Source organism: Mesorhizobium sp. LjNodule214 (genome assembly GCF_964252735.1).
GTDB lineage: Bacteria > Pseudomonadota > Alphaproteobacteria > Rhizobiales > Rhizobiaceae > Mesorhizobium.
This window is the reverse complement of sequence record NZ_CAXUPE020000005.1, coordinates 256037-279005: the sequence shown is the minus strand read 5'-3', so window position 1 is coordinate 279005 and position 22969 is coordinate 256037. Positions and strand designations below refer to the sequence as shown.

Genomic DNA, 22969 nt, shown 5'->3' with positions numbered 1-22969 from the left:
CATTAACGGCCTTTCCGGGCCTCGATAATCGCGCGCCGTTTAATTCGCCACAATGTTAGGATAATGTGCTGCATTAAAATCTTTAATACCACACACTATCAACATCGATTGTCCGCCGGCAAAGGTTGGCTCTTGACGCGAATTGGTCAATCTTGGGCGCGAAAAATCGGCAGCTTTGCGCCGCAAATCAGACCTACGCGAAAAGCGGTCTTAGCCCCCTGAGCGGACTTAGGCCACGAAACCAGCTGCTCCTACAGCCGATTGTGATCCCGGAGTCGACTTCGGGAAATGATCGCTAGCTCGATCTCGCGGTACAAGTCACTCCGGCAGCCCGGCTTGCCTCAGGCCCTCGATATACCTGTTGCGATCATCCGGCCGACGGAACGGCGGCAGCACGTCGGCGAGATCAGAAAGCCGGAGGGTGGGATTGAGGTCGCGCAGATGGGCAACCATTTCCTGTGCTTTCCTGAGCCGTCCCGCAAGCGCATGGCTGGCCGCAATGACCCGCATCGCGCTCGCGTAGCTCGGCTGGGACAGCAAGGACATTCTTGCCCACGAAATCGTAGCGCCCACCGCAGAAGTGCGCCAGCGCTGTGCAAAACTGCCATGCGAACAGGCGCGGGTCCAACGGGCTTAGACGCATGGCAAGGGCGGCGTGCTCGACGGCTTCGTCCGGCTCGCCTAGGCAGGCCTTCGCCCAACTGCTGTAGCCCCAGGCAGCGGCCAAATTCGGGTTGAGAACGAGGGCGCGGTCGATCCAGGCCGCACAGTCCTCAAGCTCCCCCCCAATGTATCCCTGCACATATCCACCGTAAGACAGCGCGATCGCGTCATCCCGCCCGAGCTCGACTGCCCTCCTCGCCAATCGCATAGCTTCGTCAACCTCTTTTGTGCGATCGACCATCCAGCCGTTGCTCTTTCGGGTGACATAACATCGCGCCGCCCTGGCATAGGCTACGGCGAACTCCTGGTCATGAGTGATCGCCTGCATGAAAAGCCACAAAGCTTCATCTATGGCCGCTCTGCTGGTGGCCGTGCGGTCAAAGACAGCCAGGCCGCGGAGATAATAGTCATAGGCGTCGAGGCTTTCGGTCGGCTTCCTCTTGGCACGCTCGATCTCTGCCTCCTCCACCTTCGGCGTGATGGCCCCAACGATGCTCGATGCGACCTTGTCCTGCAGATCGAATATGTCGACCAGCGGTCCGTCAAAACGATCGGCCCACAGATGGGCGCCTGTCGAAGCGTCGATCAGCTGCCCGCCGATGCGCAGGCGCTCGCCAGACCGGCGCACGCTTCCTTCGACGACGTAACGCACGTTGAGTTCGCGCCCGACCTGCTTCGTGTCGACGGCCCGCCCCTTGTAAGTGAAGCTCGAATTTCGGGCGATGACGAACAGATGGCGGAAGCGAGCCAATGCCGTGATGATGTCTTCCACGATGCCGTCGGCAAAATATTCCTGCTCGGCATCGCCGCTCAAATTCTGAAATGGCAGCACGGCGACCGATGGGCGGTCGTCTTGTTTCATCGGAGCTGGGAGGTGCGGCGCGATATCGGGGGCCGGAGCGGGACGATAGTCGGCTCCTTCGCGCAATTGCAGGGCAGCAGCCAGGGAGTTGGTCTGCGCCTCGGGTTCCACGCCTAGCTGCTTTCAGGTCGCATCGCGTAAGGGTAACCCAAAACCACTTTTTTTTGGACGAATTTGTGCCGCAAATCCGCGCGAGATTCTGGCTCGCACTGTTTTCGGAAGATTTCCGTTTCTGCGGCGTTGTTGTTCGTATGGATGGCGGATTGTAATGCGCACGCTCCAGAAATTCCTCGGCTTCCTGGTCGCGCTCACCATCCTTGCGGTCTGTTTCGCGACCGGGGCTCTCGCCCAGGGCGAAAAGCGCCTGGCCTTCGTGATTGGCAATGCCAGCTATCAGTCCGGAGAGCTGGCAACGCCGGCCAATGATGCCGGCCTGATCGCACAGACCTTGCAGGCGGCTGGTTTTGATGTTGTCGGCGCGCGCGACGTTGACCAGGAGTCGCTGCGCGGCTCGTTCCGTGATTTCCTCGGCAAGGTCTCGGCCGCTGGTCCGGACGCGGTGGTCTTTGTCTATCTCGCCGGACATGGCGTCCAGTTCGAAGGCGAGAACTATTTCGTGCCGGTCGACGCCCAGATCTCGAATGCCACCGATGTGCCGATCGCGGCGGTGCGGGTCTCCGATCTCACCAAGCCGCTCGCCGCGTTGCCGACCAAGGTCAACATCATCGTGCTCGATGCCGCGCGGCCAAATTCCTTCGCGCAGTCGAAGCAGCCACTTGCCGGTGGCCTCGCGCTGGTCGATCCCGATCCGAACATGCTCATCGCCTTCAACGCCGCTCCAGGGACGGTCGCGCCAGGAGGCAAGGGGCCCTATGGCGCCTATGCCCAGGCATTGGCCGAGATGATGCGCGAAGGCGGTTTGCCATTGGACGAAGTCTTCGACAGGACGCGGCTGCGCGTCAACGAAGTGACCGAGGGCGGCGAGCTGCCCTGGAGCGCTTCGAAGATCACCGAGCCCTTCGTCTTCTTCGAACGCGGTCCGGATGCTCCCCCGCCCCAGGTTTCAGCGGCGGAGGTCGGCAAGATGCGGACAAAGGAGATCCGCGACTTTGATGCACACGACGCCTATGCCGCGGCTCTCGAGCGTGACACGCTGCGCGGTTACCAGGACTTTCTCGCTGCCTATCCTCAAGACCCGATGGCCAGGCGCGTGCACGCGATCATCGGGGCGCGGCGCGAGGCGATCACCTGGCGAGAGACCTGGCTGCGGGACACGCCGGAAGCCTACTGGTCCTATCTCGAGCGTTATCCACATGGCCCGCATGCCTGGGATGCGCGCCGCCGGCTCGCGCATTTCGATGCCGCCTTGGAGCCGCCGGAGGATTTCACCGTCTATGTCTATGACGTGCCGCCGCCGCCGCCGGAGGAAATCGTCTATATCGACCGGCTCGTGATATATTTCGATGATCCCGACTTCGACTTCGCGCCGCCGCCACCGGTGGCGGTGATCTTCCTTCCGCCGCCGCCGCCGGATTTCATCGTGTTGCCGCCACCGCCGCCGCCAGTCGCGATCTTCGTTCTGCCGGTACCGGTCTTCGTGCCGGTGCCGGTGTGGGTCAACCCGCCGCACAACATCGTGCCGCCGCCGGACAACATCATCTTCAACAACATCCACAACACCACGATCTTCAACAACACGACGATCAACAACGAGACCAACAATCAGCCGGGGCAGGCCAATGGCAACGCCCCGGGGAGTCTCACCACCGGCCAGAAGCTCGGCGCCGCCGCGGGCCTGGGTGCGACCGCGCTTGCGGCCAAGGTCGCGTTGCCGCCGCTGCTGCAGAAAAAGGCCGCGCTGGCCAAGCAGGGCCCGGTCGGCCTGCCGGCGAAGCTCGGCCTGGGGCCACCGCAGGGCCAGCAGCCGAATGGAGCGGCGCTGCAGTCGAAGACACTGCGCGCTGGCAAGCGTTCAACCGAACACGCGCTGCCTGGGGCCAAGGGCAAGACGCTGCCGCTCGTCAATGGCAAGCCACCGCTGCTCAACAGCCAGACCTTGGCCAACGACAAGTCCAGGAAGTTCCTGCGCAGGCAAGGCACGGCGGGCGGAAACCAGCAGGCTACCGGAAATGCCGGCGCCGCCGTGACGGAAGAGCAGGGCACGGGCCAGCAGCCGTATGGAGCGACACCGCTGTCGAAGACGTTGCCTGCCGGCAAGCTTTCAACCGAACACGCCCTGCCTGGGGCCAAGGGCAAGACGCTGCCGCTGGTCAATGGCAAGCCGCCGCTGCCCGACAGCCAGACCTTGTCCAATGACAAGTCCAGGAAGTTCCTGCGCAAGCAAGGTGCGGCGGGCAGGAACCAGCAAGCTACCGGAAATGCCGGTGCCGCTGTGACAGGAGAGCAAGGCATGGGCCAGCAGAGCGGGCAGGGCAGGAAGTTCCGCAAGCTTCCGACCGTCAATGGCGCACCGGCCGGGAACGGCCTGAGCGCCCAGGAGAGGTTTAAGAGAAACAATCCGACTGTGTTCTCCGACCAGAACAATGGCAAACCCAGGAAGCTGCTGCGCAGGCAAGGCCTGCCCGAGGGCAAGCCATTGTCGTCCGGCCAGGCGATTGTCGTGAACCCGAACGGGCAAGGCTCGGCGACCGGGAACGAAAAGGGCAGGAAGTTCCGCAAGCTTCCGGCCATCGGGGGTGGATCGGCTGGCGGTGAGGTCAACGTCCAGCGCAACTTCAAAGTCAACAGGCCCAACGAAAATCCGCAGCGCCAATTCAAGCTGCAGGAACAGCCGAATGCTCAAGTGTTCTCCAGGCCCCGGAAAAGAGAGTTCCAAGCGCAGCCAAGGCCCCAGGTCCAGATGCAAGAGCGACGTCAGCCGCCCGCACCTTTCAAGCCGCAGCAGCCACAGGCCGGAAAGAAGCCGTCCTGTGGGCATCCGGGCGAGCCGGCCTGCAGCAAATAGGAGCGCGGCAGGCAATGTGCGGCGAATAGGATACCACGACTTGGAAAAGGGCTGGGTTGGCCGAGACTCGTCTGATGAACGTGCGGGACCGGATCGATCGTCGGGGGTTCGAGTCGGGAGAGCGCTACCGCCTTTCCCCATACCCGGCCTCGCTGCGTTTCGCACTTCGTTGCCGCGCGTAACGCGAAGCGACCAGAGTTGGTGACATGGCACTGGACCACGGCAATAGTCGTGATCTGACCCAGTGTGATGGCGAGCATAGTCTTGGCTGGTGTCACGACAACGGCGTTCGTGCATTCACGAATTTGGAACAATCCTAATGCCTATTCCTCCGATCAATATTTGGGCGTCTTTAAGAAACGCGATGTCGGCTTTTTGACACCGATACGCCTATGCGCGCGAGCCGGTGACAACGCGCCAGGAAGCGCCGGGCCAGAGCAACATGCTTACCTTTCCGCAAACGCCCGCGAGAAGGAATCCATCATCGGCCGCGCAAGATACTCGAAGAAAGTGCGGTCGCCGGTGCTGATGAAAGCCTCGACCGGCGTTCCGGGATAGAGCTGGTCGGCCTTGACGCCGGGCGGCAGGGTGTCGGCAATCTTCAGCTTGGCGCGGAAATAGGGTTCGTGCGTGGTTTGATCGACCAGCCGGTCGGCGGACATCTGCATTACGGTGGCCGAGACCTCGGGCGTCAGGCGCATGTTGAGGGCGGACAATCGAAGTTTCGCCGGCTGACCGACGCGTACCTGATCGATGTCTTTCGGCCGCAGCCGTGCATCGACGATAAGGCCCGATGCGGTGGGCAGGATCTCCATGATCTTTTCGCCAGGGGCAATCACGCTGCCCTTGGAATTATAGGTCGAGGACACCACGATGCCGGCTGTTGGCGCCTTGATCGTCGTGCGCCCAAGTACCGCCTCGGCGGCCCGCATCTGCTCCTCGACGTCGGCGAGGTTGGTGCGGACCTCGTCGAGCTTGGTCAGCGCTTCCTCCACGCGCTGCGTGGTCGCGCGTTCGATCTGCTCCTGCCCTTCGACGATCTGCGTATTGGCCGCGGCAAGATTTGCCTCCAGCGCGCCGGCCTGGCCGATGAGATCGGCCTCGCTGCGCAGAAGCTGCGAATATTCGGTGCGATTGGTAAGGCCCCTGTCCAAGAGGTTGGTCTTGATGCCAAGCTCCTTCTTCACCACCTCGGCCTGCTGCTCGATGGCGAGCTTCTGGGCGTTCAAGCCGACGACCGACTCGCGATGCATGACGACACGTTGCGCCAGGATAGACTGTTCCGACCGGAACCGGGCGAGCCTGGCGTCGAATTCCTTCTGCTGTTCGCGGATGAGGTTTTGGAAATCCTGCTGGAACGGCGCCGGCGCGGCGTCGGTGATCGGCGCCAGCCCGTCCAACCCGTCGCGCTCGGCCTCCAGTCGCGCCGCACTCGCCTTGAGCGCGATCGATTGCCTTGTCAGCCGGTTGAGGTCGGCCTCGGCGGCCGTGCGGTCGAGGAGGATCAGATCCTGGCCTTGCTGCACGCGGTCGCCTTCGTGGACAAGCAGCTGCTTGATGATGCCGCCCTCTGGATGCTGGATTAGGATGTTGCCGCCGGTTGCCGAGATCGTGCCTTGCGTGATTACCGCGCCGGCGAGCGGCGCGCTCGCCGCCCAACAGCCAAAGCCGCCCACAAGCAGCGCGATCGCCGCGTATCCGATGAAAGCCACGCGCCTTATGTCGGTGCGGGGTTGGCTGTCCCAGGTGAGGCTCTGTGTCATCGCTTACGATCCGAGGTGGATGCCGCGCGTGCGGATCGTCGGCGCGAACGACCCGGTCACCACGGTGTTCTGCTGGGCGCTTTTGCTCACGACCGACTTCCGCAGCACCTCGGCGCTTGGGCCAAAGGCTTCGATTGCACCGCCACGCAAGAGCATCACGCGGTCGCAGGCCGCCGCGATCGAAGGGCGGTGGGTGATCACGATCGTCGTGACGCCGGTGGCGCGCGCGGCAGCGAGCACCGCTTCGAGCGCCGCTTCGCCGCTGCCGTCGAGATGCGTGCTGGGCTCGTCGAGCACCAGAATGCGTGGATTGCCGTAGAAGGCACGCGCCAGACCGATCCGCTGGCGCTCGCCGCCGGAAAGCGTTCCCGGCGGACCGATCATGGTCTGGTAGCCGTTTTGCCGCGCCAGGATCAGCTCATGCGCTTCCGCACGCCTTGCTGCCTCGACGATCGCGGCATCGTCAGCATCGGGGGCGAAGCGGGCGACATTGTCGCCGATCGATCCGGGAAAGAGCTCCACTTCCTGCGCGAGGTAGCCGATATTTCTTCCGAGCTGGAATTCGTCCCAGGTCCTGAGGTCCGCGCCGTCGATCCTGATCGAACCGCCGGTCGGCTGCACGGCGCCGACAAGCAACCGCGCCAGCGTCGATTTGCCGGCACCGCTCGGGCCGATGATCGCCACTGCTTCGCCGGCGCCGATCGTGACGTTCAGCCGCTTGAGGATGGGCTCGGTGCCGAAAGTCGCATTCGGCGCCATGAAGAAAACCTCCTGCACCGAAATCGCGCCGGATGGATCCGGCAAAGTCAGCTTCCGCATTTCTGCCGGATGCGCCGAAAGCGCCTTGTCCAGCCGCTTCCACGATCGCTTGGCGTCGACGATCTGCCGCCAGGACCCGATCAACTGGTCGAGCGGCTGCAGCGCGCGCGACGACACCAGCGAGGACGCGAAGATCATGCCGGCCGTCATCTGCCCCTCCAGCACCAGCCACGCGCCGGCACCGAGAATCGCCAGTTGCAGCACCATGCGCAGCGCCCGGGACGTTCCGCTGAAAATCGCGTTGGCGCTCGAGGAGCGGTCGTACAGGACAAGCGCTTCCGCAACGTAGCGTCCCCAGACCCGCGCGGCGTTTTCAATCATGCCCATGGCGCGCAGCGTTTCCGCGTTGCGGGCGAATACCTGTTCGGCACGGCTGGCGAGCGCCGAACGTTCGGTGGAGAGGGTGTCGTTCCTGCCAATGGCAAGCTGGTTTGCCACGACCAGGAGAAGCAACAGCACGGCGCCGGCGAGCGTCAGCCAGAACAGCACCGGGTGGATGAGATAGAGCAGGGCAAGGAAGACGGGCGCGAAGGGCAGGTCGAACAGCACCGCCACGCCGCGCGACCGGATGAAGGCGCATACCGAGGCGAGGTCGCGCAGCGGCGACAGGCCGCCGCCATCATATTTCGCGTCGAGCGATGTGGCGAATGTCCTCGCGCCCAGTTTACGGTCGACCGTGGCCGCGACGCGCTGCGTGTAGATGGCGCGGACCGCGTCCAGGAAGCCGAGAAAGGCAAGCGCGAGAATCGCGATGGCCGAGAGGTAGAGCAGCGTCTCGACGCTGGAGGAGGGCAGGACGCGGTCATAGACCTGCAGAAGGTAGAGCGGGATCACCAGCAGCAGGATGTTGATCAGCAACGAGAAGACGCCGACATCGGCGATGGCGCGCCTGAACACCGGCCGCAGGCTCGACTGCCTGGCCATCCCGCGTTTCCCTGGCGGATCGTTCTCCCGCAACATGGCGCCGGCCGCCTAGACCGTGTGCTCGCCCGTGACGTTCAGGTTGCTCTGCTGCAGATCGTCCAGCGTATAGGCGTGGATGTAGTCGATCTTCATCTGGGCTGGCGTCGCGAGGTGGTCCGGAGGCGCGCCGGCTTGGCCGCCGACCGCAAGATCGACCAGCATGTACATCGGGCTGTGCATGTCGGACGGCGTCGCCGCTTCCGCGACCTGCACGCCGTCATAGGTCCACACCAGCTTGTCCGGCGTCCACAACAGGCCATAGGTGTGGAAGCCGTCTGTGTCCGAAACATTCACCGTCGATCCGACCTTGGTGTGCGTTCCCGTCTCATTCGTGTGCGCGGTCATGAGAAGCTGGTTCGGGTTCTGGCCGTACATTTCCACGACGTCGAGCTCCGGCGGCCACGTACCGTCTTCCGGCAACAGCCAGAAGGCCGGCCAGGCGCCGGCGTTCTCGGGCAGGTCGGCCTTCATTTCGAAATAACCATAGGTCTGCGAGAAGGTGTCGTGCGTCGTCAGGAGCCCGGATGTGTATTCGTAGTTGTTGATCAGCGGCTTGATGTCCGCCGGCGCCTGCGCCGCGGTGATCGTGAGCACGCCGTTACTATCGACGCTGAACGGGTGGATGGAACTCGTCGGCGCGTAATTGGCGTCGATATACCACTGCAGTTCGTTGTTCTGGGTCAACGTGCTGCCGTTCGGCGCGCCCCACCAGAAGTTGGTGTCCCACGTGCCGCCTTGGCTATTGTGAAGGCTCAGCGTGTTGAAGTCGTCGGAGAAGGACAGCGTCATTCCGGACTTGTCGATCGGCAGCTCGAACTGGCTGGCCTGCATCTTGTCGGCGGTGGTGTTGTTGAACACCAGCACCTCGTCGGAGCCGAGGTTGAGCAGGAGGTTCGACCCGGCCTGGATCATGTGTGCCTTGACGTCGTCGAATGACATGAAGTCGTAGCCATTGAGGCGGATGGTATCGTCCGCGCCGAAATCGGTGATCAGGTCGCTGCCGTGGTCCTTGGTGATGATGAAGGTGTCTGCGCCGCCACCGCCGATCAGCACGTCATTGCCCAGGCCGCCGTCGAATGTCTGGCTGCTGGTGCCGCCCTTGATGATGTTGTCGAGCGAATTGCCGAACGCATAGTGGTTGTTGCCGGTGACGACGAGGTTCTCGAAATTGTCGGGCAGCTTGTAGCTCATCCAGGTGTCGATCGTGTCGATGCCCTCGCCGGGCAGCTCGACCGCCCGGTTGATCGTCGAATAGAGGTGGTAATAGTCGCTGCCCGCGCCGCCATACATGGTGACGTTGACGCTGGTGTCGCCCCAGAAGGAGTCGTTGCCGGAGGTGCCGTGTAGTTCCGGTCCGGCCCCGGTCGCGGAAAACCAGTGGGTGGACGCGCCGGTGTAGGGTAGGGGGACGCCTTTGGCGTTCACGACGGTGGTCATCGAACAATCTTCCTCGTGGTGCCCCGCCGCCCGAGACGCCGATCCGAGTCCAAGTAGCCGCTTTAGCTTGAACGTATGGCGCAAATTATCGTTTCAAGAAATGGCCATATAGTACCATATAGTACAGAGAAAAATCGCTTTCTTCGATCAACTGTTAAGAGCGAATAGAATAAGCGATTGCTAATACAATTTCAGCGTGAAGCTCGGCCAATTTTACTTAATATTGCTGGAAGGCCTGCCGAAATATTAGGCAGGCTGCCGCGGATGAATGCATTTTGTTGCAGCGTGGCCTTCTGCATCTGAAGCGAAGGTTCGAAATCGGCGGGGGCCGCCAAGAACTGCTAGGCCCGTAGGGACGGGTTGGTGTTGGGCGGCAGCGCCGCTTCCGCGTCCGAGGCCACTCGATCGTCCGCTCGGGAGCGATCACAGTGGCAGTGCCGGTCAGAACTTGGCTGCCCTTCTGATTGGTGCAGACGGTCTCCAGAAGCCCGATATGCTTGTCCGGCTCCGGCCGCTTCCTGGACGCGGACGCTCGCGGTGATGGTACCACCGGGCGCATTGAGCCTTGGTCAAAACCCAGAAATGATCCACGGATTTGAGGTATCGTATCCGAGCCGTGGCTCTGGCTTTCTTGTGCCGCTTTGCAGCATGCGCGAAGGGGACGATCTGCCTATTCCGGCCGGTTCAATTCGTTCCAGCCACATGGTGGCCGAGGTCATCATGTCACCGAAGGAAACCGCTCTATTGCGGGCTGCACGCGCTTGCGGTGCGAATGTGCATTGCGGCAGTCACATGCTCTCAGCACAACCCGACGCTGTGGGCGCGTTCGTCCGCGCCTTCTGAGATTGTGAGCACCTAGAGTTTTTTCCGCGTGATCGTCTCTACTCGCACTTTGTTGCCGCCGATCTGTTTGGCAAGGGCTTCCGCCTTGGACCCCATAACATTAGGACGAGAGCACGTTAAAAACCAGCTGGGGACAATGCGGGTCCGGACCTTAAATTCACTTTCGAAGGGTCGAATTGATCGCGATCAAATCCATTCACGTCTATGCCTGTAAGTTCTGACCATGCCCGATGTCGTTGCGGATCTGCTCCAAGTGTGTAATGCCGAGAGGACGCCATCGCCATCGCCGACCAGTCCACCGGGCCAGCGCGCTGCGAGATCAGCGTCACGCCGGAAGGCGACATGGTCTCGCTGGAGGCACTCGCCTATGCGGATAGGAAGGTGAGCGGCACCTATTCCTTCCATGTCGAAAGCGCCGGCCAGACCGGCGGCACCAATATCGAGCAGGGCGGCGCCTTCAGCGCTGCGCCCGGCAGGCCTGCCACGCTCGGCGCCGTCACGCTCGACGCGAAGGGCGCCGTCTATGACGCCAGGCTTGAGGTCACGGTCGACGGCAAGAGCATCGGCTGCACCGACCGGATCGGCGGTGCGACCTGATCGCACCGGCCGGGTTTTGCAAAAAGGGCGTCGGGCGACCGGCGTCCATTTTTAAGCAAGCCAGCCATGAAAAGGCGGCTGAATGCAATCTGAACGGCGGACTCCGGCAAGGTTCAGCCGCGAAATCAGAAGGTGGCCATGGGCTGAGGCAACCGGAAAATGGAGAACCAGGATGACCTGCAATATGTTCAAGACCCTTACCGCCGCTCTCGTTGCCGGCAGCATCGGTCAGTTGGCACTTTCCACACCGACCTTCGCCGGCGGCTCGGTTTCGGTGACCTATGCCCCCGGCCAACGCGCGTGACGGCAGCGCTCTGGCGACCGGCCTGCGCGTCTATTCGCTATATCGCGGCCTGCACGGCGCCAGCATCCGTCAGTCCGGACACGGCAACGCGGCTGGCATCGTCCAGAACGGCCGCGGCAATCTGGGCATCATCCAGCAGAAGGGCAACGGCCATTCCGCCAGCCTGCAGCAGAACGGTGATGACGACGCTTACGGCATTTTCCAGTTCGGAGGCAGCAACAGCGCCAATGTCGTGCAGAACGGCAATGGTGGCAGCGGCGCTACCCTGAGCTACCGTTGGTAGTGGTCACGAAGATGGATTTTCCGCCAGGTGGTGTTAAGGAAGCTTCAGGGCGGCACCGATACGGACATAGTGGACCCGAACCCTTCCACGAAAAGGGCGGCAGCAGCCGCGACCACGATAGAGCCAGCCGAGCTGAGGAATTGGCGTTGCTGGTCATCTGCTCCTATCCTGCGGTCAGGGAAGCCGATCGCCTGGCCAAGGCCCGATATCTTATGGAGGTCGAGACGCGCGGCGAGCTCGACCTGCCAGAGCACATGCAGGCTCCTCTCCGCTCGATGATGTGGAAGGGAAGGACCGACCGCCGCGTGCCCGGTCAGCCTCCGTCAGATCACGCGGAGCTCATCGGCTGACGTCTTTCCGGAACGTTTGTCCTGCACCAGCTCGTAGCTGACCTTCTGACCATCATTGAGACCCCGCAAACCGGAGCGCTCGACGGCGGAAATATGCACGAACACATCCGGGCCGCCCTGATCAGGTTGAATGAAACCAAAACCCTTTTGCGAATTGAACCACTTTACCGTACCGGTAGCCATAGAGAGCCCTTTTCTGACAGGATGACCGCGTGCTGATCGCTTGGTCACTTCAGCGGCAAGATCAGCAGGCCAAGCGTATCGAGACGGTCATCCATTGCCAACATGGAAAGCGCACCGGACGCATCGATTGTGGGCGTTAGGGACTGTCTTACGAACCAGAGTTCCAAGAACGAGAAAGCTTCATAAATGTCCGGTTCGGGATCGGTAAGATTGGTCGACTAGGCTTAGGATTTCCTCTTTGCTGGCTTCTTGGCCACCGCCTTTGCCGCTTCCTGAGGTTTTCGCCCTAGGCCGATCTGCTTCGCCATAGCTGAGCGAGTTGCAGCATAGTTTGGTGCGACCATTGGGTAGTCGGAGGGCAGACCCCACTTGGCCCTATATTCATCGGGCGACAGACCGTAGCTCGTGCGCAGGTGCCTTCTCAGCGACTTGAATCTCTTACCGTCCTCTAACGAGATGATGAAATCCGGCGTGACCGACTTTCTGATTGGCACTGCGGGCTTCAACGGCTCTGCCTCCGGTTGGGACTGAGCGCCAGACTGCAATAAGCTCAACGACTGGTGAACCTGGCCAATCAGAGCAGGGAGTTCGCCGACGGGCACAGGATTGTTCGACACAAATGCCGAAACAACGTCAGCTGTTAGTTCGATAATCGCGCTGTTTGTTTCCTCGTCGGCCACGCTTTCTCTCCAATGCAGATAAATCAGACAAAGCGAGATAAACAGCCTATCCGACACTTGCAACCGCCGTGTCAAATCCGGATTGAAGAAAAGCCGGTAGCTTCGGCATGGAGACGTTGTTGTGCGCCCAGTCTTTGTTGACGACTCCGGTGCTGAACGGCAAGACCTGCGAGGTGCCGGCCGATAGCCTGTCAGTGGGCGCTATCATCCTCGTGCGGCCCGGCGACCGAATTCCGGCCGACGGCGAGATCAGCGAAGGCGAGAGCGCCGTCGATGAATCGCCTGTTTCCGGCGAAAGCGTGCCGGTGCGCAAAGGGGTCGGCGACACAGTATTTGCCGGCACCATAAACGGCGACGGCGTGCTGCGCATCAAGGTGACGGCGGGCGCCGCCGACAACACGATCGCGCGCGTCGTCAAGCTGGTCGAGGAGGCGCAGGAAAGCAAGGCGCCGACCGAGCGCTTCATCGACCGCTTGTCGCGCTGGTACATGCCCGGCGTGGTCGCCGTTGCGGCGCTCGTGGCGATCACACCACCGCTGCTCGTCGGCGGCGATTGGAGCGAATGGATCTACAAGGGCCTGGCACTGCTGCTCATCGGCTGCCCGTGCGCGCTGGTCATTTCGGTGCCGGCGGCGATCGCGGCCTCGCTCTCGGCCGGCGCCCGGCGCGGCCTTTTGATGAAGGGCGGCGCGGTGCTGGAAGGGCTCGGCAGCATCACCGCCGTGGCGCTCGACAAGACTGGCACGCTGACGTTCGGCAAGCCGCAGGTCACGGACGTCGTTGCAGTCGGCGCCAGTGAACGGGACATTCTGTCCCTTGCGGCGGCCCTTGAGACCGGTTCCAGCCATCCGCTGGCCTTGGCCATTCTGCAAAGGGCCAATACTGACAAGGTTCCCGTGCCACCTGCTGCCGAGGCTCGGGCAATTGGCGGCAAGGGCGTCGTCGGCCGCGTCGGCGGCAAGAGCCTGTTTCTGGGCTCGCCGGCCGCTGCCGGCGAAAAGGCCTCGCTGCCAGCTGACCAGGCTGTACGCATCGCGGCCCTGAACAATGAAGGAAAATCGGTGTCGGTGCTGCTGCTCATCGACGACGCTCTTGCCGGCTTCATCGCCATGCGCGACGAACCCCGGCCGGACGCATTGGCGGGTCTAAAGGCGCTGACCGATGCGGGCATCAAAACAGTCATGCTGACCGGTGACAACAAGCGCACGGCGGCTGCCATCGGCAAGCAGCTCGGCATCGAGGTGCGCGCCGAACTGCTGCCCGAGGACAAGCAGCGCATTGTCGGGGAGTTGAAGGGGCAGGGGCTCAGGGTCGCCAATGTCTCCCGCGCCATCATCCCGGCGTTGCGCGACCGCTACGCCAATCTGGCCGTTGTCGAGATCACCGCGACGCCGGAAATCCTCGCCGAGCGGCTGGGCCATGCGCGGCCGCGAATCGCGTGGCGAGGTGCTGGCTCGTCTGGCGCGCAGCACGTCCGTCGCGCTGTCCGGCCCCGATGTCACCTCGATCGACAACAGCGGCGTCCGCGACGTGGCAGGCGAGCGCTTTGCCGAAGTGCTGCGCAAGGCGATGGCGTTCTCCGACCTGTCGATGGGGAGCTCACGCTCCCCCGGTGCGGGCGTTTCCGCCTGGATCGCCATGTCGTCACTTGATCCCTTGCAACCGCGTTCTTGTTGTTGTGCGGTTACATGCTTACCCACGTAACTTACCTTCTGCTGCCCTCTCTTTGCAATATGATTCCGTCAGGTCGATGAACTGGCGTCATGAACACAAAAGGCGGATCGTCTGACAGACACCGAGCGGTCTCGGCGGCAGTACGCCGATACCCCCAGTTTGAATTGACGATCCATCGGCTGATGGACCGAAGTGAGACCTTTCGCGACATCTGCGAGGAACTCGCGGATGCAGAGTTTGCGCTTTCGAAGGTCGACGAGGCCCCGCTGGAATTGCGCGAAGCCAGACGAGCCGAATGGCAGGAACTCGTGGATCGCTTGGTTGGAGAGGTAGGAGCAGCAGTGCTGAACACCGACGCCGCCCGCAAATCGGGTATCAACCCATGGCCGCCACGGTGAACAGCCATGAGTGCTGTGCCTGCAGCGTGGGAAACAAGGGCAGTTCGCGACAACGTCCAGGAGCAGGCCAACCGGGCCATGGAGTTGGTCAGGCGCGGCGTCTATGCCATGGCGAAGTATGACGAGGCGAAGGCGGCGGTGGACCAGGCAAATGCCTCGGTCGTCGCCGCGGAAGCGGACCTCAAGCAGGCGCAGGAAGAGCTTGGGCCCGCCGGCGCCGACAATCCGCAGCTGAAGGAGTCGCTAGCCGCGCTTGAACGCGCGCAGCTTGATCTCTTGCGCACCACGGTTCTGGCGCCGGCCGAGGGCGTCGTCACCAACCTGCAGCTTTCCGTCGGAGGCGTGGTCGGCGCCGGCCAGAGTGCTATGACCTTCATCGACGTCGGCACGGTGTGGATCACCGCGGCGTTCAAGGAGAACAGCCTCGAGAACGTCGCAGCCGGGAACCACGCGGACGTGTTGTTCGACCTCTTGCCCGGCCAGGTTTTCGGCGCGACGGTCGAGAGCGTCGGGATGGGCGTGGCCCAGGGAAGTGTCGACCCCAAGACGGGGCTGCCGAAGATTACCACCGAAAGCGGATGGGTGAGAACGCCACAGAGCTTTCCGGTCCGCCTGGTCCTCGACGAAGGCAGGCCGAAGGGCGTGCGCTACGGCTCGCAGGCGAACGTGGTGATCTATACCGGCGACAATCCGGTGACGAACGCGATCGGCCTCATCTGGATGCGCGTGTTGTCGGTCCTGACCTATGTCAGCTGATGGCGAGCTTGCGCATGCCAATGCCAAGCGCAAGGGCCTGCGCATCGCGCTGGCCGTAGCCGTCGGCTTCACGTGGTCGGTTTTGTCGGGGGCGATCATCCCCTTTCTGGGACCATTGTTCGCGGCTCAGTTCCTGATCTCCAGTTCCCGCCCGCTGCCGCTGAAACAGGCCTTGGGAATGGCGATCCTCATTGTTGTCGCCGGCGCGCTTCTGCAGGCCGTCGCGGTACTGACAGGTGATCGGCCACCAGTCCTTTTGCTTCTGCTCGGGCTCGTCTATTTCGTCTGTTTCTACCTGCAGGCGAACGGCAAGGGCGGCGGGGCGATCTTTCTTGTCCTGGTGGTCGGTGTGATGGTGCCGCTGCTGACCGTGCTCAACCGCGATCTCGGCGATTCCATCCTGTCGATCTTTGTACAGGGCGTGGTCAATGGAGCGATCCTGATGTGGATTGCCCATGCGGTCATACCCGACCGAGGCAGCGCCGATGTTCAGGCCCCGGCTCCAGCCGCAAACCCTCGCGCTACTCGCTTCGCTGTCGCCAACACCGCCATCCTGCTGATCGCCGTGCTCGCTTGCCTGACGCGGGACGGCCTCGCCACGGCAATCGTCATTCCGATCACCGTTGCATCGTTGTTGTCGCAGCTCGATGTCATCGCGAGCGCAAGGGCGGCGTTCGGCCTCGTTGTGGTCAATCTCCTCGGTGGCGTGGTTGCATCCTTTGCGTTCGCATTGCTGCAGGTTCGTCCCACCACCCCCTCGCTGTTTGTGCTGGTGCTGCTCGCCGGCTTGGTGTTTGGCGGCCGCGCCGCGCTGAGCAACCCTGCCGCCAAGCTCTACGCGGGCGCGCTTACAATCTTCCTCATCCTGTTCGGAACGGGCGTCTCGCCGCTTCCGGGATCGGCAGTGGAGTCTTTTGCCACGCGGGTCAACTACATACTGGTGGCCATCGCCTATACGATCTTCATGGCGGCGTTGCTTTGGCCAGGACCGAGGCGAAGCGCTGAAGACACGGTGCTGTCATGAAGTGCTGTGATCGCTCGGGCCGCATGTTTTTGCTACGTGGAAGTTTTCCGGGGGGCATTCTTTGAGGCTTGAGGAGATCCTATGGTCGAATCCAGGCCGGCCATCTGCCGCGCCTTCGAACGCTGTCTCTTGCGGGGACATTCGATCCAAAGCCGACCTCGACGGCGGCTGATTTGCAGGCACGGTTCCCCAGTTCTGCCCCTAGCATACAGTTACTTACCTTGCCCTTCGGCAAGTAATGCGCCAAGGTCGCACCGAGGCAAAAACATTCGCTTGGACTCGGCGACAGAACGTCGCTGACAACCAGGTTGAAACAACTTGGAGGGACGACAATGGAGATCAAGTTTCCGCGGTGGCCTGTTGGCACTGTGGCCATAATGGCGTTCTTGATGTGCTCCGGTCCGCCCTCTTTCGCGATTGCTCAGGATAAAGCCGCTGCTGCCGATAGCGCAGCGGGAACCCAAGCTCCAGAACCGCTCGACGAGGATGAACTCGAAGTCCTGGTAGCGCGAATTGCGCTCTATCCCGATGAGCTTGTCGCAGTCATTTCCGAAGCGTCGCTCTATCCCTTGCAGATCGTGGAGGCGAGCCGGTTCCTGGATCAGGTCGCCAAGAACAAAAGCTTGAAACCGAAAGAGAGCTGGGACGGCAGCGTCATTTCGCTGCTCAACTATCCTGAGGTCGTCAAGATGATGAGCGACGATCTGGAATGGACCCAAACGCTTGGCGAGGCACTGACCTATCAGCAAAAAGACGTGCTCGTCGCCATCCAGCAGTTGCGCGACGAGGCTGTGGCCAAGGGCGTGATCAAGACTGATGACAAGATCAAGGTGGTCGAGGAGAACGACAATGTCGTCATCCAGTCCGCTAGCGCGGACGCGATCTATGTTCCACGGTACGAACCGGAAATGCTCTATGCCGCCGACTACCCGGTTGCTCCGATTTCCTATTATCCAGACCCCTACCCAAGCTACTACTATCCGACCGCGCCCTACTTTGCGGCCTTTGTCACCGGCGCAGTTTTTGCTGCGGCAGTGGACTGGGACAACTGGGGTGTCTGGGGCGGCGGCTGGAACGGCAACGATATCGATATCGACTGCAACAATTGCTTCAACAACATCAATGGCAAGGTCAATTTCAACGATGTCGACTGGAAGAATGTCGACCGTTCGAAAATAAACTTCGACAAGAATCAATTCGCCAAGATCGACAAAGCGGGCATGCGCGATCGGGTCAAGACCAACGATCGCAACGACCTGCGCAACAAGGCGTCCGATCTCAACAGGGACCGGGTGAACACGCTGTCCCGAAACTCGGGCAAGGTGAAGGACGTCCGCCAAAAGGAAATCAAAGAGGGTTTGAAAGCCTGGCCCGGCAATTATCCGGCAGCGAAGGCGGATCTCAAAAGGCCAACCGGTAACAATTCGATTGCTTCGGGACAAAACAGAGACAGCGCCGCTAAGGCGTCAGGGAAAATCGATCGCCCGGTTGGCAAGCCGAAGGCCGGAACGAAGGCAGACAACAGGCCGAAGAAGCCTTCCGGTCTCGGTAATGTCAGCTCAGGAAAAACTCAGAAGATTTCGTCCAACCGGGGAGCTAAGAGCATGGGAGGCGGAGCACGTGGCGGCGGCGGGCACAAGCAGGTCAGGTCCGGCGGCGGCAGGCAAGGCGGTGGCGGGCGCAGGGGTTAAAACTTTGGCCAGAGGAAAAACGACCATGAAAAACTGCGTCAGGACTGCCGTTCTATACTCGCTGCTCGGAGCCGGAATGATCTTGAGCATCGGGATGGGTTCTCTAAATCTTGCGAATGCGCAGGAGGAGAACAGCCTCTCGGGCTATGTGGCCAAAAAGGCTCCACCGCTTTTCGATGATCCCTCAGCCGCAGTGGAAGCGTTCAAATCGGTTCTGGCGAAGGACGACTTCGATGGATTGGCCGGACTGCTTGGACTGGATGCCGCGAAGCTGAGGACCAGCGAAGGCGTGATGGACACCTACGCGCAGATCCGGCAGGGTGCCGCCAAGACGGTGATTGTGCGCGATGTGGGCGATCGCAAGGAACTCGATATTGGCGACAAGCTATGGCCCCTGCCATTTCCTCTCGCAAAGGGTAAAGACGGCAAATGGGCCTTCGATGCCCATGCCGGCATCGAGGAGATCATCAACAGGCGCGTCGGCGAAAATGAGATCGCAGCAATCGAAACGGTCCGCTCCTACGTGGACGCTCAGCGCGATTACGCTGCTGCAGACCGCGATGGTGATGGCGCGCTGGAGTACGCCCAGAAGCTGGTCAGCAGCGACGGCAAGGCCGACGGACTATATTGGCCGACAGACGAGATCCATGGCGTTAGCCCCGTAGGCGAGTTGATCACCCAGGCGACCGTGGGCAAGGCTAAGAAAGGCGATGGCTATTTTGGCTATCGCTTCCGCATCCTGCCCGGCCAAGGTAAAAATATCGCCGGCGGCGCCTACAACTATGTCATCAACGGCAACATGATCGCAGGTTTCGCGCTTGTGGCCTGGCCTGTGAAATATGCCGAAACGGGCGTCAAAACTTTTGTGGTCAATCAGCAAGGCATCGTCTACGAGGCCGACCTCGGCCCGAACACCGAGACCGTGGCCAGAGGGATGAAGCTTTTCAATCCCGATGACAAATGGCAGGTGACAGGTGACTAGCTTCAATTTGAAGCCGTGGGTCCTGTCGCCACTGGGGGCCTCGCGGCCAGCGGCCGCCTCATGATCAACCAAAACTGGTGGGTCACAACCTTACTGACAAACAGTTCAAATATTGCCCGCCGCTGAATCGGTCCATCAAGACGACACCCAATGTACCCTTCCCAGCCCACTTTTCCAGACTTGGGCGGCAAGCCATTCACGATCGGCTTTGATAGTGCCATGCTTACAGGAACGATCGCGATCGCATCGGTTCGACACATCGTTCGGCTAATGAAGGTTCTACAGGCCCAGAAGGCTCGAGCGTCGCATAGACCGAGGTCCGCAGCCAACGGTCCATGCTGCGGGCATGGCCAGGGTAGCCGCTCAGGAAAAGGCCGCCCTTTTCTTTCTCATCTTTCTCACGCTCGATGCTAGAGCGGCCCTCCAGGATGGCCCCCAGCAAAACAACGCCGGTCTCGACGTAAAGGTCGACGTCCCGGCGGGGTTCGAGCGAGCATAGCTCGGGCAAGTCCGCGTCTGGCTCGACCACAAACCAGTAGTGGGGACACTTCGGTGGGGGGATCGTCGCGGAAATGGAAGCGGATGACGGCACGCCGCCGCGGCAGTTCAGCGAGGTCGATCCTTCGCCGCACGGCTCACATGTCCACTTGGTCCTCGCGCGCGACGTGCTCGACCCCTGGCGGCTGAGCTCACCCAATACGCGCGCGAACTCCTCCACCGTGACTTCCGCGCGCCGCTTGCCGACGCCGGTCGCTCCTAATACGAGTACGGCCCCGCCCAACTGTAGGTGGGTTTAGCGAGCGGAGCGACCACGAGGTCGCCTGCTAGTTTCGCCAACTGCCCGGTACCCCCCTTCAGCGTCACCGTGCCGGTCTCTGTCGCGCCATCGAGGACCACATGGCCGTAGCCGGTGTCGCCATTTGGAGTATTGATAACAATATCGGTGTCCAGTCCGCCAGCTTCAGTGGCAGCCTTTGCGTAGACGATTTTCGAGCCGACCGGGATCGCATCGCAGTTCGAGACCGTGATTGTGCAGAAGGAGCCAGCCCCGCCTGTGTATTTCGAGCATTCCTTCGTCACTTGCAGTGTTCCGCTCACACCGAATGCGGGCAGCGATAACAATGTAATTCCCAACCCTGCGATCAACGCAGCGATCACTCCACGTTTCACTGGTTCCTCCCTGTCGCCGTTTCTTGGAGCGACGCAACGTAGAGGCAACACGACCTCCACGTGACTGCAAGTTTTCATGCCCCCGGCAGATTGGGATACTAACTCGCTAATCAGGACAGCACCATCACCCGAACGGGGGATGGTGCCTGCGGGACGCGGGCAACCGCTGCCGCCCCCAGCAAATACGCCAGTGCGCTCTGGCGATTGACGCCGGTCTTGGCATAGATGTGCTTGAGATGTGTGCGCACGGTTTCAGGCGCGAGTCCCAACGATTTGGCGGCGTCACTGATGCTCTGGGACCGCACGATCAACCAGGCAACGCGCGCCTCTGTCGGACTGAGCTTGTACAGTGCCTGCAGATGTTCGGTTAAAGTGACAGCTTGGCGTTCGGGGTCGGAAAGGAAAACCGCGGCGGCGCCTTGCGGACCTTGGGCTGCAAGGGACATCGCGAGCGTGCCGACAAGAGGTGTGACGAACGCGGACACGGGAAGCCGGCGCGAGGGAGCGCTCAGCAGAAGCGAGCCGCCAGGCCCTCCCGCGATGGCGGATCCTACGAGCCTTCGTAGGACGTCGCTTTGCTCTCGTTGTCGACACCTGACCGTCCTGTCCGTCAGGACCAGTACGTCCCGCGCTGCGGCGATCTCCTGTGCCACCATGTTCGCAAACAGTACACGCGCCTGGCTGTCGAGGATCAGCACGCCCGCTGCAAGTTGGTCGAGCGCTTCCAGCGCAAGCTTTTCCTGTTCGCGGCTCCGTTCGAGGAGAAGCCGCAGCTGCATCGCTCGCCTCAAGTGTGGAAGCAATTCTTGCGAGGCCTCAAGCTCTGTCGACGTGAACGGTCCGCGCGTCGTCGAGCGGCAGATATTCAACAAGACGTGGAACTTCGGCGTGTCGTCGATGACGAAGAAGGCTCCATGCCCGATGTCCCAAGGCTCGAGTATTTCACCGTAGAAGTCAGTGTGGCGCACCTGATCGAGCGAGACAAATGAGTCGCTGGTAGCCGGGCTTCCCACGGGAAGAGTCACCATGTGCCGTCGCCAGACGTTGTTGAGATGGCGCGCGTTGAGCGTCGGCATCAGTGAAGGATCAAGGCGAAAGAGAACCGCAAATGGCAGCGGCCCTGGGGTCTTCATCGGCGTTGGTGCATGGATGCGGCATGCGGCGCAATTGGGTCTTTGATTTCGCCGGCTATGCGCTGTTTGCTGTGCAGCGAACGGACTCCGGGCGTGCGCAGGCGAGCATGCGGTTGAGAACAGCACAGCCGATGGCAACCTCCGCCTGCTGGGCGGCAAAGGAGCGGGCTCGCAGACGTCGGCCGATCAACCCCTTGTACCGTCCGATGGCCGTTTCGATCAGAGAGCGCTTTCCATAACCAGTGGCAGCCTGCCATTTCAGCCGACCGTCATTGGCGATTGCTCTGATGTGGCGATCCCTTTGATCGGGTGGTCCGATACCTTCTGTCGCCGTGACTCGTGGAGGAATGACAATTCTTGCGGTAGCGCTATGTTGCAGGACAGCACCATAGGTGGGGCCGCCATCATAGGCTCCGTCGGCTGTGAATTGGCCGATCTCTCTGTCGATCTGATCAAGCAGCGGCGCCACTTGCGAGAGATCGCCGGCGTCCTGATCGGTCAGCCTGTGGGCGATGATCTCACCGTTATCAGCGTCCAGGGCCAGATGCAGCTTGTGCCAGGCACGCCGTGATCTGGCGCCATGCTTGACTTCGAGCCACTGGCCGGCGCCATAGACTTCCAAGCCGGTGCTGTCGATCAGAACATGCAAAGGGCCATCCTCTGGATGGCTCTGCCGGCTGACCTGCGGCGCCCATGTCTGCGCCCTGCGGCTCAGCGTCGTATGATCGGGAACAGGCAGATCAAGGCCCATCAGATCGAGCAGCGAGAGCATCAGCCCTTCGCTTTGGCGCAGACGAAGCCCGAACGCACAACCCAGCATCAGGACCGTCTCGATGGCAAGATCGGAATAGCGGAATTGGCCACCACGGGTCTTTCGTCGTGGCGCCTGCCATCCGGCCAGTGCTTCCGGCGTCACCCACAGGGTCAACCTGCCGCGTCGGCGCAGGCCCGCCTCGTACGCCGGCCAGTTCGTCACCTTGTATTTCATCTTCGGTATTCGGTGACGGCGGGTGGCATTGTGTTTGAAGGGCATCGGGCGAAAATCATCTCGTTGGTGATCGCGCTCGCCTATCGGCAAATCCTTAAAAACGATCCATGCACCAACGCCAAGGCCATGCGCTGTTCTGACGGAAGATCAGTGTTGCGTACCGTTATGCGCTCTTGCGTCTCGACTGCGAACTGCAACGCATCGACAGCGCTGGCGAACTCGATCAGCAGACTGTCGCCTGCGGTGCTGACCAGCCGACCCCTGAACTGCGCGATCTTTGGATCGATCACTTCCGCGCGCAGTGCCTTCAGATGGAAGAGAGTCCCGGCCTCATCGGCCCCCATCAAACGCGAGTAGCCAGCTACATCTGCTGCCAAAACCGCCACAAGCTTTCGTTCCGGGCGCGCCACGATGCCTCCGGCACTACACGTGGGTTTGCTA

16 protein-coding genes and 5 pseudogenes are annotated in these 22969 nt (G+C 61.6%); 10 read left to right on the top strand and 11 right to left on the bottom strand.

The window, feature by feature from the left end:
• Positions 1-318: 318 nt before the first annotated feature.
• Positions 319-1648, bottom strand: a pseudogene (locus ACSQ3Z_RS34915) (tetratricopeptide repeat protein); the annotation flags it as partial.
• 145 nt (positions 1649-1793) lie between these two features.
• On the opposite strand from ACSQ3Z_RS34915, the gene ACSQ3Z_RS34910 reads away from it, so the two are divergent.
• On the top strand, positions 1794-4490 hold the full coding sequence (locus tag ACSQ3Z_RS34910) for a caspase family protein (RefSeq protein ID WP_436175661.1): 2697 nt from the start codon (positions 1794-1796) through the stop codon (positions 4488-4490).
• 446 nt (positions 4491-4936) lie between these two features.
• Here ACSQ3Z_RS34910 and ACSQ3Z_RS34905 read toward each other — a convergent pair whose 3' ends face one another.
• From ACSQ3Z_RS34905 to ACSQ3Z_RS34895, 3 genes are read right to left on the bottom strand one after another with little or no spacing between them, the layout of a single operon-like run.
• On the bottom strand, positions 4937-6253 hold the full coding sequence (locus tag ACSQ3Z_RS34905) for an HlyD family type I secretion periplasmic adaptor subunit (RefSeq protein WP_436175660.1): 1317 nt from the start codon (positions 6251-6253) through the stop codon (positions 4937-4939).
• A 3-nt stretch (positions 6254-6256) separates the two neighbouring features.
• On the bottom strand, positions 6257-7996 hold the full coding sequence (locus ACSQ3Z_RS34900; RefSeq protein WP_436175659.1) for a type I secretion system permease/ATPase: 1740 nt from the start codon (positions 7994-7996) through the stop codon (positions 6257-6259).
• Positions 7997-8044: 48 nt separating this feature from the next.
• Entirely contained in the window at positions 8045-9472 is a 1428-nt protein-coding gene (locus ACSQ3Z_RS34895) for a family 16 glycosylhydrolase (protein ID WP_436175658.1), read from the bottom strand.
• Between the two features lie 1119 nt (positions 9473-10591).
• Between ACSQ3Z_RS34895 and csgH the strand changes: the two genes are divergently transcribed.
• On the top strand, positions 10592-10912 hold the full coding sequence (csgH, locus tag ACSQ3Z_RS34890; RefSeq protein ID WP_436175678.1) for a curli-like amyloid fiber formation chaperone CsgH: 321 nt from the start codon (positions 10592-10594) through the stop codon (positions 10910-10912).
• 172 nt (positions 10913-11084) lie between these two features.
• Positions 11085-11499, top strand: a pseudogene (locus tag ACSQ3Z_RS34885) (curlin).
• 323 nt (positions 11500-11822) lie between these two features.
• Here ACSQ3Z_RS34885 and ACSQ3Z_RS34880 read toward each other — a convergent pair.
• A complete protein-coding gene (locus ACSQ3Z_RS34880; RefSeq protein WP_436175657.1) occupies positions 11823-12032 on the bottom strand; it encodes a cold-shock protein in 210 nt (69 codons plus the stop codon).
• Between the two features lie 224 nt (positions 12033-12256).
• Positions 12257-12712, bottom strand: a complete 456-nt coding sequence (locus ACSQ3Z_RS34875; RefSeq protein ID WP_436175656.1) for a MucR family transcriptional regulator — start codon at positions 12710-12712, stop codon at positions 12257-12259.
• A gap of 107 nt (positions 12713-12819) precedes the next feature.
• Here ACSQ3Z_RS34875 and ACSQ3Z_RS34870 point away from each other — a divergent pair.
• From ACSQ3Z_RS34870 to ACSQ3Z_RS34840, 7 genes and pseudogenes are all read left to right on the top strand, one after another.
• A pseudogene (locus ACSQ3Z_RS34870) lies at positions 12820-13968 on the top strand (heavy metal translocating P-type ATPase); the annotation flags it as partial.
• 54 nt (positions 13969-14022) lie between these two features.
• Positions 14023-14302 (top strand): annotated as a pseudogene (locus ACSQ3Z_RS34865) (phosphonate metabolism protein/1,5-bisphosphokinase (PRPP-forming) PhnN); the annotation flags it as partial.
• A gap of 173 nt (positions 14303-14475) precedes the next feature.
• Entirely contained in the window at positions 14476-14784 is a 309-nt protein-coding gene (locus tag ACSQ3Z_RS34860; RefSeq protein WP_436171170.1) for a hypothetical protein, read from the top strand.
• Positions 14785-14787: 3 nt separating this feature from the next.
• Positions 14788-15540: pseudogene (locus ACSQ3Z_RS34855) on the top strand (HlyD family secretion protein); the annotation flags it as partial.
• A complete protein-coding gene (locus ACSQ3Z_RS34850; protein WP_436175655.1) occupies positions 15530-16564 on the top strand; it encodes a DUF2955 domain-containing protein in 1035 nt (344 codons plus the stop codon). The pseudogene ACSQ3Z_RS34855 and the gene ACSQ3Z_RS34850, both read left to right, overlap by 11 nt.
• Before the next feature lie 332 nt (positions 16565-16896).
• A complete protein-coding gene (locus tag ACSQ3Z_RS34845; RefSeq protein WP_436175654.1) occupies positions 16897-18255 on the top strand; it encodes a DUF3300 domain-containing protein in 1359 nt (452 codons plus the stop codon).
• Positions 18256-18280: 25 nt separating this feature from the next.
• Entirely contained in the window at positions 18281-19237 is a 957-nt protein-coding gene (locus ACSQ3Z_RS34840) for a DUF2950 domain-containing protein (protein ID WP_436175653.1), read from the top strand.
• A 223-nt stretch (positions 19238-19460) separates the two neighbouring features.
• On the opposite strand, the gene ACSQ3Z_RS34835 is transcribed toward ACSQ3Z_RS34840, so the two are convergent.
• The 5 genes from ACSQ3Z_RS34835 to ACSQ3Z_RS34815 all read right to left on the bottom strand — a co-directional run bounded on the left by ACSQ3Z_RS34835 (position 19461) and on the right by ACSQ3Z_RS34815 (position 22938).
• Positions 19461-19955 carry a hypothetical protein gene (locus tag ACSQ3Z_RS34835; RefSeq protein ID WP_436175652.1) on the bottom strand — a complete coding sequence of 165 codons (495 nt, stop codon included), beginning with the start codon at positions 19953-19955 and terminating at the stop codon, positions 19461-19463.
• A 38-nt stretch (positions 19956-19993) separates the two neighbouring features.
• Positions 19994-20407 (bottom strand): hypothetical protein, encoded by a 414-nt coding sequence (locus ACSQ3Z_RS34830; protein ID WP_436175651.1) that lies wholly within the window; start codon positions 20405-20407, stop codon positions 19994-19996.
• A gap of 110 nt (positions 20408-20517) precedes the next feature.
• A complete protein-coding gene (locus ACSQ3Z_RS34825; protein ID WP_436175650.1) occupies positions 20518-21483 on the bottom strand; it encodes a helix-turn-helix transcriptional regulator in 966 nt (321 codons plus the stop codon).
• Between the two features lie 112 nt (positions 21484-21595).
• Complete coding sequence (locus ACSQ3Z_RS34820) at positions 21596-22573, bottom strand: IS5 family transposase (RefSeq protein WP_436175649.1); 978 nt, start codon at positions 22571-22573, stop codon at positions 21596-21598.
• Between the two features lie 35 nt (positions 22574-22608).
• A complete protein-coding gene (locus tag ACSQ3Z_RS34815) occupies positions 22609-22938 on the bottom strand; it encodes a hypothetical protein (RefSeq protein ID WP_436175648.1) in 330 nt (109 codons plus the stop codon).
• Between the last annotated feature and the right edge of the window lie 31 nt (positions 22939-22969).